Here is a 14,301-nt window from a genome sequence, read left to right as displayed (position 1 = left end):
ACGCTTTGTAAGGAAAAAATTATTTTAAACTTGTAATCAATAACCCCATGTTTCTCAACTACCTCAAAATCGCATTTAGAAGCCTGATCAAAAGACGACTTTTTACATTCGTCAATTTTCTAGGTTTGGTTTTAGGTATGGTTACCTTCTTGGGGCTTTTTGCTTATGTGGTCACGGAGTGGAGCTACAATGATTTTCATATTAATAAAGATCGGATCTTCAGAGTTGTGGTCACTGAGGGGAAAGGTGAGTTTGAAACTTACCTTCCACCTGGCTATGCAGGGGTTTTGGAAGCTAATTTTCCTGAAATTGAATCAGCTGGCAGGATTGCGGAATATATCGGAGGAGGTTTAGTCGCGATCCCTGAAACTGATCTGTTTTTTAAAGAGGATGCAGTAAGTTTTGTGGAGGGAGATTTCTTTCAGACTTTTTCATTTCCAATCCTCAGAGGAACTGCCGACCTGACTGCAACTAATACTGCTGTGATTACTCAGACTATAGCGGATAAGTTTTTTGGAAAAGCGGATCCACTGGGAAAAACATTCCTGCTGAGCAACCAATTTGGGAAACAAGAATTTTCCGTTTCCGGAGTTTTAAAATCAATTCCTTCCACATCAGATATTACAGGGGATATGTTTTTATCCATTCACACCTTAGAGAATCCAGCAAACCGCTCAGGAAATGATTGGGCTGATCCAAATGGTTTTGATTCCGGATTTGTCAACTTATTTGTCATGACAAAAGAGGGGGCTGATCCCAATTCGCTTTCGGATCAATTGACGGAGTTTATTCGAAAAACGCCAAATGGGGAGGCGAATTCAATAATTCTTCAGGATCTTCCAAGTATCCATTTGGGCTCTTCTATTTCAGATCCGCTACCCACTTCTTCTAAAATGGGATCAGTTTTGGTGTTTTTAGCCATTGCGATTTTGATTCTTGGGATTGCCTATGTGAATTACCTTAATCTTTCATCAGCCAATATTTTGACTAGAATAAAAGAGATCAAAATGAGGAAAGTTTTAGGAGCACAATCTTGGCAATTAGCTCAACAGTTTATGATCGAGACTTTGCTTTTATTAGTGATTTCATTAGTGATTTCAGTTGTTTTATTATATCTGCTAGCACCTTTTGCTCTTAGTATTTTTGGGAAAGCTATTTGGTTTGGAATTTTACAAACACCTCAAGTAGTTTTAATTATCTCTACGATCATCGGTTCCTGTGCATTGATTTCAGGTTTCTATGTGGTGATTCTTTCTGGAAAATTTGAAAAGCGATCCCAAGTAAAATTCAAACCTGAAACTCAATGGATTCGCAAGTCTTTGGTAGTTTTTCAGTTTGTAATTTCGATTGGCATCATAGTTTGTACGCTTGCAATTCGAGACCAATTGTCCTTTATGCAGACGCAAAGTCTGGGGATGAATGTGGATCAGAAGCTGATTGTAGCGGGGCCAAATGATGTAGGTGAAAATCGGTCTTCGAAAATGAATGCCTTCAAGCAAAGTTTAAAAGCCCAAACTTTTGTGAAAGCAATAGCAGGATCAAATAACCTTCCGGGTCAAGGTTATAATTTTTCTGCAGGAGGGATTACGCCTTTAGTAGCAAGACCTGAGGATAAGGATTACAATTACAGCATGTTTATCATCGATGAGCAATTTATTCCCACGTATGAAATCGAGGTGTTGGCAGGAAGAAATTTTACCACAGATGAGGCGACTCAAAATTGGAACAACCTGAATAAAGTCATGCTCAACGAATCTTCTGCGGCGCAATTGGGATTTGAAAGCCCAGATGCTGCGGTGGGACAAAATATCCTGTGGGGTAAGCCTTTTGAGGTAATCGGAGTGACTAAAGATTACCATCACATGTCTCTCCGAGAGCCAATCAAACCTATGATTTTCTTGGCTTCGGAAGCGGATGGTTATTTTACCTTAGTGGTAGATCCGGCTCAAATGTCCGAAGCGATTGCTTCTACTCAAAATATATATGAATCGGTGTTCCCTGGAAATCCCTTTAGCTATTCCTTTATGGACGAGACTTTTGCAGAGCAATACCGCCAAGAATCTCAATTGAGTTTGGCATTTACAATTGCAGGAATTTTAGCGATTTTAATTTCTTGCCTCGGATTATTCGGCTTGGCAGCTTATGCTGTACAGCAGCGAACCAAAGAGATTGGGATTCGAAAAGTGATGGGAGCAAGTACTCAAAGCTTATTGAATTTGATTTCTAAAGACTTTGTGATTTTGGTAGCAGTGGCGATGATTTTTGCATTTCCGCTAGCTTGGTATGCCATGGATTCTTGGCAGGCTGATTTTCCCTATAAAGCTGGGCTTTCGCTTTGGACTTTTGGGTTTGCAGGAATTGTAACACTTTTTATTGCTTTGATTACTGTTGGCTCACAAGCTATCAAAGCAGCTTGGGCAAATCCCGTGGAAAGCATTAAGGATGAGTAAGAGGATTTCTGATTTTGAAGTAAAGTTTCAAACATATGACTTTCTCTTCGACTCAATCCCTGCCTTCACAGACTGAATTATAATTGATCCATGGGGAAATGGGCTAGGGAGAAGTAAAGATTTTTTTGTTTCGGTGCAACCAATTTGACTTTAAGTACATCTATGTAGTGGGTTTCAATTTAAAAATTGAAAGTTAACCTGCTTGTGATAGTTGAATGCACACACCAGCAGCTTCAACTTTCTTTATGAATCAAAAGATCTATTTCTAACAAAAAAAACAATTAATTTTTGTCCGCTCACGGGCAAAACTCGAAACGATCGGACAGGGTTTGTTTTCGAAAAGGGGAAATCAGATCAATCAAGGGTGATTTTCCCTTGGCACAATCTCTGAAATTGTATTCAACATAAATAAAACAACCAACAACATGAAAACCACAAAAATCACTTCACTCATTATCCTACTTTTTTTGGTAGGCTTCACTGCTCAAGCACAGACTGAAACTCGGACTCCAGGCTCTTTCAAAGGAATTAAATCGGGAGGTAGCTGGGATGTTTTTATCACTATCGGAAACAAAGATGAAGTTCGACTTGAATCCAAAGGTTTTGACCTCGATAAAGTAATCACAGAAGTAGATGGGAATACCCTTGAAATAAAATTGGAAAAGGGAAGTTGGAAGAATGTGAATTTTACAGCTTATGTAACCGTAAGAGAGCTGGAAAGCATAGGCGTGAGCGGTTCAGGAAAAATGATTTTGGAATCAAATATTACTTCTAAAAAATTCAGTATTGGGCAATCAGGTTCTGGTAATATTCAAATGAAGATGCTTCAAACCGGAGCGCTAAATGTTGGAATGAGTGGATCTGGTAAGGTGACCATCCAAGGCGGAAGCGCAGATTCTGCAGCCATTGGCCAATCTGGTTCTGGTGAATTTGAAGCGCTAGAATTGATGGCTGGAGATGTGAAAATTGGAAAATCAGGCTCTGGATCAACTGCTATTGGAGTAAACGGAAATCTGACAGTAGGATCTTCCGGATCCGGAAATGTGTATTATAAAGGGAATCCTACTAGCCAGAAAATCTCAAGCTCAGGATCGAGCAAGGTGATTAAAAGGTAGGAAGTTGGAAGTTAGGAGGTAGGAAGGTGTTTGTCAAAAAATCGCCTTCGTGCTTACTGATTTTAGAATTTTTCAATCTGCCAATTTTATATTCCAGAGAAAATATGCTTAAGAATTACTTCAAAATCCTGCTACGGAATACTCGAAAAAATCCTTTATACATGTTTATCAACGTGTTTGGATTAGCGGTCGGGATGGCTGTAAGTATTTTGATTTTCTTGTTTGTTCAGCATGAGTTGAGTTATGATCGATGGAATACCAAAGCAGATCGAATCGTTCGGGTTTCCCGGGCTTGGTTTAATCCGGACGGTGAGGTTAGCCTGCATCTTGGGCATACCGCACCACCTTTTGCACCGCTGATTCAGTCGGATTTTCCGGATGAAGTGGAGGCAGTGACTCGGATGCTGGAATCTGATCCGCTCGTGATGCATGATGATAAGAAATTTATTGAGGATCACTTCACATTTGCCGACCCTGAGATTTTTGATATTTTCTCGATCAATGTATTAGAAGGGGATGCTAAAAAAGCATTACAGCAAGGTAATGGAGTACTAGTTTCCCAAAGTATGGCCAAGAAGTATTTTGGAGATGAGCCTGCCATGGGGCAGGAGTTGAGACTTGGATTGGGAGGCTCTGAATTCACAGCCTTGGTAAGTGGGGTCTTTGAGGACTTTCCTGATAATTCTCATTTCCACCCTACGTTTTTGGCTTCCATGCAACCTGTGATCATGTTTTTTGGAGGACAGGAAGCTTTCATGAGCAATTTTGGGGGGAATAGTTTTTCTACCTATTTGCTGCTCAATGAAGGCGTAGACCGTCAGACTTTCGAAGATAAATTGCCTACGCTGATCGATCGGCATATGGGGGAGACCAAATCAGGAACTCCCATGTCAGAAGGAACTAAGCTATTTCTTTGGCCTTTAGAAGATATTCACTTGTATTCTAACCTAGATACTGAGATCGAAGCTAACGGTGATATTGCTTATGTGTATATCTATTTGGCCGTAGCGTTATTTATTCTATTGATCGCCTGTATCAATTTTATGAATCTATCCACTGCCCGATCCTCTCTGAGGTCGATGGAAGTGGGACTTCGAAAAGTGATGGGTGCCGATAAAAGTAATCTGATCAGACAGTTTATGGGTGAATCCTTTATGCTGACCACGATTTCGATGATTCTTGCCTTGATTCTGGTTTTCTTCTTCCTTCCTATATTTTCAGATTTTACAGATAAGCAACTTAGCCTCAACTTTTTCCAAAATCCTGAATTCCTGCTGGGAATCGTAGGATTGATCGTTCTCGTTGGCTTGATTTCAGGAAGTTACCCAGCGCTTTTTCTTTCAGGTTTTCAGCCGGGGAAAGTGCTGAAAGGAGCTTTTAAAGTAGGGAAAGGTCATGAGCGATTCCGTTCGGTTTTGGTGGTAGGGCAGTTTGCAGTTTCTGTGGTACTGATCGTGGCAGTCTTGGTGGTTGTAAATCAATTGGATTTCATGCAAAGTAAAGATCTTGGCTTTGAGAAAGAGGATATCGTACTACTTCCAGCAAGTCCTCAGATAGAGCAAAACTTACTGCTTGTGCAAGATCGCTTGGAAAATCATTCAGGAATAAAATCAGTCACAATTTCCAGCCGAGCTCCATCAGGAAGATTATTGGATAATCAAGGAGCTTCAGCAGAGATAGATGGGGAAATCACCCAATTGGAAATCCGAATTGCGGATATTGATGTAGGGCATAATTTCCTCAAAACCTATGGGATTCCATTAGTTGCTGGAAGAGACTTCGATGTCTTGCGAGCCAGCGATTCTACAGAGGCATTTATCCTTAATGAAACAGCAGTTCGAGAGATTGGCTGGGAAAGTCCAGATGCGGCAATTGGAAAGCAGTTTTACTATGGGAGCAAAAGAGGTTTTATTACTGGGGTTATGAAAGATTTTCATTTTGAAAGTCTTCATCAGCCTATTGTTCCTATTGTTTTTGAAATAGGACAAAATGGAAACAACTTAATGAGCATCAAGATCGATGCCTCCCAACGAGAAGAGACCTTAGCTTATTTGAAAGAGGAATGGGCTACACTTCGTCCTAACTTTCCTTTTGAGCCGAGATTTGTTGATCAAGGATTTAACGAACAGTATGCTGCCGAACAGCGAGTAAAAACCATTTTCACTTTCTTTTCCGGGCTTGCCGTCTTGATTTCGATTCTTGGCCTACTTGGTTTAGTGACTTTTGCAACTGCCCAACGAACACGAGAGATTGGAATTCGAAAAGTAATGGGAGCAGAGACCGGAAACATTTTGCTTTTACTTGGGAAGGATTTTTTGAAACTGGTAGGGATTGGATTTTTGATAGCCATCCCGATTTCCTGGTTTGGTATGAATTCCTGGTTGGAAGATTTTGCCTTCCATATAGGGATCAGTTGGACTGTATTTCTATTTGCAGGATTGATCGCAGGGTTGATTGCCGGAATCACGGTCATGTCACAATCTCTTAAAGCTGCTTGGGCTGATCCGGTAAAGAGTATCAAGAGTGAGTGATGTGTTTTTTAATTTATGATTTTGTATGATCGCAAATAAACCAATAGTGAAACTTCATTTACTTTTTTGGCTGGAAGACGGGTGACAGAAGACCGATGTTTGACAAAACTGAATCTCAATTGGATTTTTAAGCCGTTTAATCAAGGGATTGTTAAGAAAGCGGATAATCATATTTATGATATTGGACTTGAGGTATTCGAGAAATTTTTTATGTGTTTTTTTCGAAGTAATCCTTTCGGATTGATTTGATTACAAACCCTTTAAGCTGACTTTGAGATTTCAAATCACAAACAGCCCGAGGTCTAAAAGTCTTTTTTTTTAGTTAGCTTATCCTAATTAAGACTAGAAAGGCGATTCCGGGAAAAATCTGACATATATCAGTAATTTAGGTGATTTTGCTCTCAGGATTTGATAGATGCAATTCTCAACTTATAGTTCATAATTAACGACTCGAATCTTGAAAGCGATAGACAAACCATTTTTCACAGAAGTTGGAGAAATAGCCAGGTTTACGGGAAGGTTCTTCAAGGAAATCACAAAGCCTCGTCAGGAGTACGAAGAATTTATCAATCAATGTTTTTGGATTGGATATAAGAGTTTTACCCTAGTCAGCATCACAGCATTTATCATGGGACTGGTATTGACAATCCAATCTCGCCCAACTCTTCTAGAATTTGGAGCCGAGTCGCTTTTGCCATCCATGGTTTCCGTCTCCCTAGTCAGGGAAATTTCCCCAGTTATTACTGCCTTGATTTGTGCAGGTAAAATTGGTTCTGGAATCGGAGCGGAATTGGGGTCGATGCGAGTGACGGAGCAGATTGATGCGATGGAAGTTTCGGGGACCAATCCTTTCAAATATCTGGTAGTCACACGGGTGATGGCATCTACCTTGATGGTGCCGGTACTTTCAAGCTTGGCGATAGCAATTTCACTTTATGGGGGATTTCTGGGAGTGAATCTGAAAGGTTCAGTAAGCTGGTCGCTTTATTGGTTCCAGGCTTTTGATGCCCTGAGTTTTGGAGATTTTATACCCTCATTGACTAAGACGTTTTTCTTTGGTTTTGGAATTGGAATAGTTGGGTGCTATAAAGGTTATAATTCTAAGAAAGGAACAGAAGGAGTAGGGAGATCAGCTACTACTGCTGTAATTGTAGCCTCTTTATTGGTTTTTATACTGGATTTGATTGCGGTTCAGGTCACAGATTTATTAGGATTGACTTAATATATGGAGCCTACTAAAAGCATTATAGAGGTATCTAAACTAAACAAGTCCTTCGGTGAAAATCATGTGCTGAGGGACTTTGATATGAGTTTGGCAGCTGGCGAAAATCTTGTGATTCTGGGAAAGTCAGGTTCGGGAAAGTCTGTTTTGATCAAATGTATTATTAAATTGATAGAGGCAGACTCAGGTGAAATTATGGTGTTAGACCATGATATCAGTGCGCTAGATCAGGATGAAATGGACTTACTTAGAAAAGACATAGGGTTTCTTTTTCAAAGTAATGCACTTTACGATTCGATGACTATCAGAGAGAATCTGGAGTTTCCGCTAAGAAGACACTGGACCGTAGAGCAGCGTGAAAGCCAGGCTGAAGATGCTGTAATGGAAGCTTTGGAAGATGTTGGACTTTCGCATACCGTCAATATGATGCCATCGGAATTGTCTGGAGGAATGAGAAAACGTATTGCATTAGCTCGGACCCTGATTTTAAAGCCCAAGGTGATTTTGTATGATGAACCGACAACTGGTCTTGATCCGATCACAGCGCGGGAAATCAGTGAACTTATGATTTCTATCCAAGAAAAATACAAGGCCTCTTCGGTGATTATTTCTCATGATATGAATTGTATTCGGATAACATCCAACCGGGTAATTACACTGATTGAAGGAAGGAATTATATGGCGGATACTTATGAAAACTTAATGAAAAACACTGATCCAAAAGTCAGTGAATTCTTTAGATAACATGAAATCGAGCATGACCCAAAGCGTTACTCAGAGGTTTGATTAAAATTCATGCGAAGATTCCATGTGACCTTAAAGAAAAATTATAACACATGAAAAAGGAAAAAAAAATAGCGAATGCCAAACTTGGAGCTTTAGTATTAGCCAGTATGATTTTTCTGGTTTTTTCGCTCTATCTCATTGGTAAAAATCAGAATATTTTCGGGTCCTCCATTCGGGTAATTGCAGAAATGCGGAATGTGAATGGACTATTGCCGGGTAATAATATCCGCTTCAAAGGAATGGATGTAGGGACAGTTAGCGCTATCGAAATGCTGAATGACACAACCATACAAGTCGAGCTTTTGATCCATAAGTCCATGCAACCCTTTATCAAAAATAATTCGAAGACAACTATCAATACGGATGGAATAATGGGTAATAAAATTCTTCATATCAATCCTATGGATGGAGATGCATCTCCTCTTGCCTCTGGGGATATATTGTATGCTTTGCCCCAGATTGATACCGACGAAATGCTGGAAACGCTCAATTCAACAGGGAATTATTTGGAAAAAACCCTGATAAATCTTACTCAGATAACCGAGAAATTGAATGAAAGTGAAGCACTTTGGAGCTTGTTGAGCGAGCCTAAACTAGTGGATGATTTAAATGTTGCAGTGCAGAAGTTTAAAGTGGCTGGTGCAAATGCAGCAGAAATCACGAAGTCGGGAAAAAACATAATTTCTTCTTTTGAAAAGGGGGATGGAATTGTGAATAGTTTGTTCACCGATAGTATTATGAATTCAAATTTTGAAGAAACACTGATTCAGTTGCAAAAAACAAGTGCCGAGGCATCGGAAATGATGGAAACGGTGAATGTATTACTGAACGACATCCAAAATGGGCAGGGAACTGCTGGCTTGGTTTTGCAAGATTCTGTTTTCCGTCAGCAAGTCGATCAGACTCTTCAAAACCTTGAATCCAGCACGTATAAGCTTAATGAAAATATGGAGGCCATGAAGTCAAATTTTCTATTTAGAGGATATTTCAGGAAGCAGGAAAAAGCCAAAAAGAAAGCAGAGCAAAGCAATAATTAGAATGTTGATTGAGTCGCCTTTTTCTATATAAGATTTTTATCGGCTTTTCTCCCAAACAATAGAAAACCATATTTTGCCTTAAAGCATTGCTTTAATGTTTGCCCGCCAGCGAACAAAAGTGTACGTATAGAAATGCCTTGATTTCTAAAATGATGGATTAGAAAGCTCTGGAAGTCATTTAGGATGGCATAAAAGTGGGATTAAATAAATCGAAAGACTAAAAAAACCAACCTATGAAAAATCTACAATCTTTACTTGTTTTAATTTTTTTTCTAGTCACAGCTAGTTGTACAAATGCTACTTCTTTTCAGTTTGATGGAGAGCCTTATTTAAGTCAAAGTTTCACGATCAATGGTCCTGGTGATCTAATGGTAGAAACTTCCGGCTCCTCAGTTTCCGTCACCGGGACATCGGGAAATACAGTCACTATTGATATGTATGTCAAATTCAAGGGTAAAGAAATAGATCGTGAAGATGCCGAAGTAGAGGAACTATTGGAAGAATATGACCTGGATTTTTCTCAAAATGGAAATACCATTTCGCTCAAAGCCAAGAAAAGTGGAAGCTGGGGATGGAATTCGGATAACAGATTAAATCTCTCCTTTAAAATCTCAGTTCCTCATACTATGTCCACAAACATTAATTCAAGTGGAGGCTCTATTTCTTTGGCTGAACTTACCGGAGAGCATGAAATAAACACAAGCGGCGGAAGTATCAAAGTTACCAAAAGTGAAGGAGAGCTAGTTACAAGAAGTTCTGGTGGGTCTTTTCGATTAGAAGAATTTAGAGGAAATGTTTCTGTGGCAACGAGTGGCGGTTCAGTCAAAATCAGTCAAGTCGAGGGGGACATATCCGTAGGTTCTTCCGGCGGCTCTGTTTCATTAGAGGAAATTGATGGAAGTATTAATGCCAGTACAAGTGGTGGTTCGATCAAGGCACAGCTGTCCAATCTGGAAAAAGGGCTTACGATGAAAAGCAGCGGAGGAAGTATCACGGCAGTAGTTCCAGAAGGGTTGGGATTAGACCTAGACCTCAGAGGCGGTCGAGTGAATACTTCGCTTAGTAATTTCAGTGGAGAGCAAAAAAAGGATAGAGTGACTGGTAAAATCAACGGTGGCGGAATCCCTGTGACTTTGCAAAGCTCTGGCGGTAGTATAAATCTGGAGTTTGGGGGGAAGTAGGAGGTGAGAAGTTGGAAGTCAAGAGGTAGGAAGTTGGAAGTCAGGAGGTAGGAGACAAGAGATTGGAGATTAGAGACTAGAGATTAAACTTCAGCCGTTATTTGACATCCCTGCCTGCCGTTGGTAGGAAACAACCGACACTGAATTACTACGGAAGTCCGGGCAAATCAATTTTGAGTGGGTCTGAGAACCGTATAACGCCGCTGTATGAATCGTGGCTGATTAAAAGTGTAAAAATTTCAGTTAACTACCGAGTCAATCCATAGGATTGGCTTATTGATTTAGTTTCACCAATAAGTCAAGCCTTCCGATTGACGGACTTTCCGCGAAGAGCCAAAAGGAACTATAACCTACGAAATAGCCATGATTTTTACAGAAGGTTAGGAATATTCTTTACTTCATTAATGATTTTTGCATTATTATCTGATTCCTAAAAAGTATCGTCTGTTGGAATAATAATGGGCTTTTAATTTCCACTTCTTTCCAAATGCCAAAGTGAAGCCCTTATTGCTTGTATTTAGTGTTGGCGAAGGACCGAGAATCATTTTCAGTGCTGTTTCGTGTAAAATGTCCGATTGTTTTCAACAGATAATGGTATTATAGCATGATAACTTGTATTCAACCTCGATCTTAAGGATACAACCAACGTGAATTACCCCTAATCAAATGAGAAAAATACCAATTTTATTAATTCTGATATTCTTTTCTTTTGATCCTCCTGCATTTAGTCAAACATTAATTGATAATTCCAGCCCTCCCAATAAACTCCGGGTGTTTATCGATGGCTGTGATCGGAGAGATGGAGGTTGTGATATGGATTTTATCAGAACGGAAATTACAGCAGTTGACTTCTACAGGGATAATCAATTGGCTGATGTCTTTCTGCTGATTAACGATAACAGATCTGGTGGCGGTGGACGACAATATCAACTGATTTTTATAGGTCAACAAAACATTCATGCGGGAAGAACAGACACTCTCTATGTAAATAACAAACAGACGGATACCGACTTTGAAGTGCGAGAAAAGCTTACACGGTTTATCAAATTAGGTTTGGCTCCGTTTGTGGCAAAGACCAAAGCAGGAGAGGGGATTGAAATCAATATGAAGACTGACGCTGGTGTTCTGGAAAATGAAGTGCAGGAAACTGTTGATCCCTAAAATTATTGGGTTTTTAATGTGGGTAGTGATGCGAACATTGAAGTAGAGGAATTGAGCAAGGAAATTAATTATGGTGGAGAGGTCAATGTTAATCGTATCACGGATAAATGGAAGATTTCCCTAACAGGGAGAATAGATGAGAGGCTGAGAAGAACGATTCAAAAAGTACCGAGAGTTGATGAGAATGGAGCGCCGGTTCTTGATGAAAACGGCAACCAGTTCATCGATGAAATTGAGAACAGTTTTGATGTTTCAGAATTTGGATTTAGTCACCAACTGGTGAAGTCAATTTCACCTCAATGGTCTTATGGATATGATATTGCAGGACGTCAGAACACCCGATTTAATTATCAGTTTCAGACCAGCTTCAGACCAGCTGTAGAGTACAATTTTTTTCCGGAATCAGTGCAGAATTCCAGATTTCTAAGAGTGAACTATGGGGTTGAAGTCAGGAATAATAGATATGTCGAAGAAACGATTAGCGGTGTGATTGAAGAAACCAGATTCCTCCATAGTTTGAGAGTCAGTCTGGGACTAAATCAAAGATGGGGTAACCTAGAAGTGGGTTATCGTCTGAGAAATTATCTAGATGATTTTAGCTCTTGGTCCACAGGCTTGAATATTAGCGCAGAAGTCCGGGTTACTGGGAATTTTTCTTTCTTTATGAGGGTAGAAGGCAACTACGTACAGGATCAGATTTACCTGGCATCAGGAGATTTCACAGAACAGGATATCTTGAGCGGGAGAGTAACCCTGCCCTCAGCTTATACCATCGATTCCAGATTTGGGTTTAATTACCGCTTTGGTTCCAACCTTAATAACTTCGTGAATCGACGATTTTTTGGACGGGCCAATTTTGTTGGGAATGATTAAGTTATCCTTCCAGGAGAATTGATCTGCGAAAGTACGGCACCGAATTACTACGGAAGTCCGGGCAAATCAATTTTGAGTGGATCAGAGAACTATATAAAGCCCATCCCGAAAAGGAAAAGTTCTTTGATTCCAAGCTGAGCAACCAAATGAATACTATCGAAATCCAAATCGGTAGGGAAGACTTCAGGCAGCAACTTATAACCGATGTTCCCATAGAAACCATCCGAGCAGGCTGGGAGCGGATTTACTTCAACTTAGGTGGATTTTCTATTGCCTTTTTTACAACAGTGGCAATTGAATCAACTGTTATTCCCTTCCTTCTACAATAATCAGTTTCTAACCACATTTCTAAAATTTTTGCTCCTTTACTTGCATTGCAGGATATGCAACATAGTGAGATATTATCTATTCCGTTAATTCTGATATCATTGACAATATGTTCCCAAGATGGTTTTGATTTTCGATCATTCTTGTCTGAATGAAACTCTACCCGACAATAGACACAGGCTAAATCTCTTTGTCTTACAAAAGCCTCAACCTCTTTAGGAATGCCCCATCGGTTTGACATCAGCTTGGTTGTTTTTCATTGGTCTCAAACTCTTTTAGGGTCTTACCATTTTTTAGCTTCCATTCTGTTAGCCCATTGGCATTACGTCCCAACACAATTGAGGCAGCTGTTGAAGGACTACTGAAAATATAGTCTTCTGGAAATTCAAGATAATCTACCTTGTCTAAAAGCACTCCTTCATCAATAAGTTTCTGCCTAAATACCACAAAATTTGAAGTCATTGAGGTAACAGTCGAACCCGCCGCTTTTGAACCTCTGAAAACAACAAATCCATCTGAGGTAGGTTCACCTTGTCCCTCTGCTCCCCTTGCTGCTTTAATAAAAAATGTTTCTTGTTTTTGCTTTGGTTTGAATTCTCTTTTTTCATCAAATACTTTGTGACCTAGCGTATTGACCAACATTTTGATGTACTCTATAAACTCTTCCATTTCCGCCCGATCAGATTCGGAAATAGAGGATTGAGTGGGAATAATAAAATTATCTATTCGATACCGGTTGGCTGATTTGGCAATATCATGAAGCCTATTTTCCAAATACTTGATATGAGCCTTATTCAGGTTTTCATCTTTGCTGATGAATATGATCGCCTCATTCCAAAAATCCTTGGCATTCAATTGTTGATTCAAGCGCTTTAAGATGGATTCCGCTTCTCCGATGTAGACCTGATCTTTTCCCTCATCATCCTTTCCAAAAAGTAGATAAACTCCGGTACTGCTAAGATCATTTCGATCTGTACAATCTTTGATTTTAATTCTTGGGATTTTATAAGCCTTTCCGGACCAATTGGATAGTTCACAACTCATCCTCCCATTGGGATCTCCATCAATCAAAAATATTTTTATGGTCTTTCCGAATTTCATTCTTTTACGTTTGTTGTATGATTAGTTGCGTGGCTAACAACTAATTTAGTAAACAAACACGAACCCGAAAAATTCCGTAGGAATTTTCCAGATGAGCGTCAGCCAAAGCAATTAATTATATTCGCTGTTGCACACCGTTTTTTTATTCATAGAGTGTTATTCTAAAGTCTTTAATAAGTTCAGCTAGCTCTTCAAGCTCTTTTTGTCTAGGATAATGTTTGTTTATTATATCAAGTGGTACATAGTTTAATAAAATAGAACATATCAAAACGAAGCAAATTCTGGTTCTATGAAATACTTCTAGTTCTTTTTCATTATTTGGTTGTTCACTTTCAGGTTTAGTCATTCCTCTTGCGAAAAGACTTCCGAATAAAGTTCCATGAATAATTTCAGATGAATGTATCCATCCGATCAACCCCATATTGCTAAAGGCCTCCTGACTGTATAATGTTGCAGGATGAAAAACGTAAGCAACGAAGAATACTATTCCCTTTTCTGTAAATGGAGGGAATCCGGT

Annotated in this window: 12 protein-coding genes; 10 read left to right on the top strand and 2 right to left on the bottom strand. The window is 39.5% G+C overall.

Going from position 1 to position 14,301, the window contains the following annotated elements; translation table 11 throughout:
• Window positions 1-47: 47 nt before the first annotated feature.
• From P8O16_RS08275 to P8O16_RS08230, 10 genes are all read left to right on the top strand, one after another.
• Window positions 48-2,450 carry an ABC transporter permease gene (locus P8O16_RS08275; RefSeq protein ID WP_300313164.1) on the top strand — a complete coding sequence of 801 codons (2,403 nt, stop codon included), beginning with the start codon at window positions 48-50 and terminating at the stop codon, window positions 2,448-2,450.
• A gap of 425 nt (window positions 2,451-2,875) precedes the next feature.
• On the top strand, window positions 2,876-3,565 hold the full coding sequence (locus P8O16_RS08270) for a head GIN domain-containing protein (protein ID WP_300313162.1): 690 nt from the start codon (window positions 2,876-2,878) through the stop codon (window positions 3,563-3,565).
• 161 nt (window positions 3,566-3,726) lie between these two features.
• Window positions 3,727-6,096 carry an ABC transporter permease gene (locus P8O16_RS08265; RefSeq protein ID WP_300313159.1) on the top strand — a complete coding sequence of 790 codons (2,370 nt, stop codon included), beginning with the start codon at window positions 3,727-3,729 and terminating at the stop codon, window positions 6,094-6,096.
• 457 nt (window positions 6,097-6,553) lie between these two features.
• Window positions 6,554-7,318: an ABC transporter permease gene (locus tag P8O16_RS08260; protein ID WP_300313157.1), complete on the top strand. Its 765-nt coding sequence runs from the start codon at window positions 6,554-6,556 to the stop codon at window positions 7,316-7,318.
• 3 nt (window positions 7,319-7,321) lie between these two features.
• Window positions 7,322-8,062, top strand: a complete 741-nt coding sequence (locus tag P8O16_RS08255) for an ABC transporter ATP-binding protein (RefSeq protein ID WP_300313154.1) — start codon at window positions 7,322-7,324, stop codon at window positions 8,060-8,062.
• Between the two features lie 92 nt (window positions 8,063-8,154).
• Complete coding sequence (locus P8O16_RS08250) at window positions 8,155-9,141, top strand: MlaD family protein (RefSeq protein ID WP_300313151.1); 987 nt, start codon at window positions 8,155-8,157, stop codon at window positions 9,139-9,141.
• A gap of 233 nt (window positions 9,142-9,374) precedes the next feature.
• Complete coding sequence (locus P8O16_RS08245) at window positions 9,375-10,322, top strand: hypothetical protein (RefSeq protein ID WP_300313149.1); 948 nt, start codon at window positions 9,375-9,377, stop codon at window positions 10,320-10,322.
• A gap of 666 nt (window positions 10,323-10,988) precedes the next feature.
• Window positions 10,989-11,483 (top strand): hypothetical protein, encoded by a 495-nt coding sequence (locus P8O16_RS08240; protein ID WP_300313146.1) that lies wholly within the window; start codon window positions 10,989-10,991, stop codon window positions 11,481-11,483.
• 18 nt (window positions 11,484-11,501) lie between these two features.
• The gene (locus P8O16_RS08235; protein WP_300313144.1) at window positions 11,502-12,356 is read left to right on the top strand and encodes a hypothetical protein; all 855 of its coding nucleotides are present in this window, start codon (window positions 11,502-11,504) and stop codon (window positions 12,354-12,356) included.
• Window positions 12,357-12,502: 146 nt separating this feature from the next.
• Window positions 12,503-12,685 (top strand): hypothetical protein, encoded by a 183-nt coding sequence (locus P8O16_RS08230; protein ID WP_300313143.1) that lies wholly within the window; start codon window positions 12,503-12,505, stop codon window positions 12,683-12,685.
• 238 nt (window positions 12,686-12,923) lie between these two features.
• Here the strand turns inward: P8O16_RS08230 and P8O16_RS08225 are convergent, their stop codons facing one another.
• Window positions 12,924-13,784 (bottom strand): GIY-YIG nuclease family protein, encoded by an 861-nt coding sequence (locus P8O16_RS08225; protein ID WP_300313140.1) that lies wholly within the window; start codon window positions 13,782-13,784, stop codon window positions 12,924-12,926.
• 142 nt (window positions 13,785-13,926) lie between these two features.
• On the bottom strand, window positions 13,927-14,301 hold a 375-nt coding region (locus P8O16_RS08220), incomplete at its 5' end, for a hypothetical protein (protein ID WP_300313137.1).

Origin of the sequence: Algoriphagus sp. (assembly GCF_029254265.1) — a bacterium.
Taxonomy (GTDB): Bacteria; Bacteroidota; Bacteroidia; order Cytophagales; family Cyclobacteriaceae; genus Algoriphagus.
The sequence above is the reverse complement of the archived record's forward strand: the minus strand, read 5'-3'. Positions and strand labels throughout refer to the sequence as shown.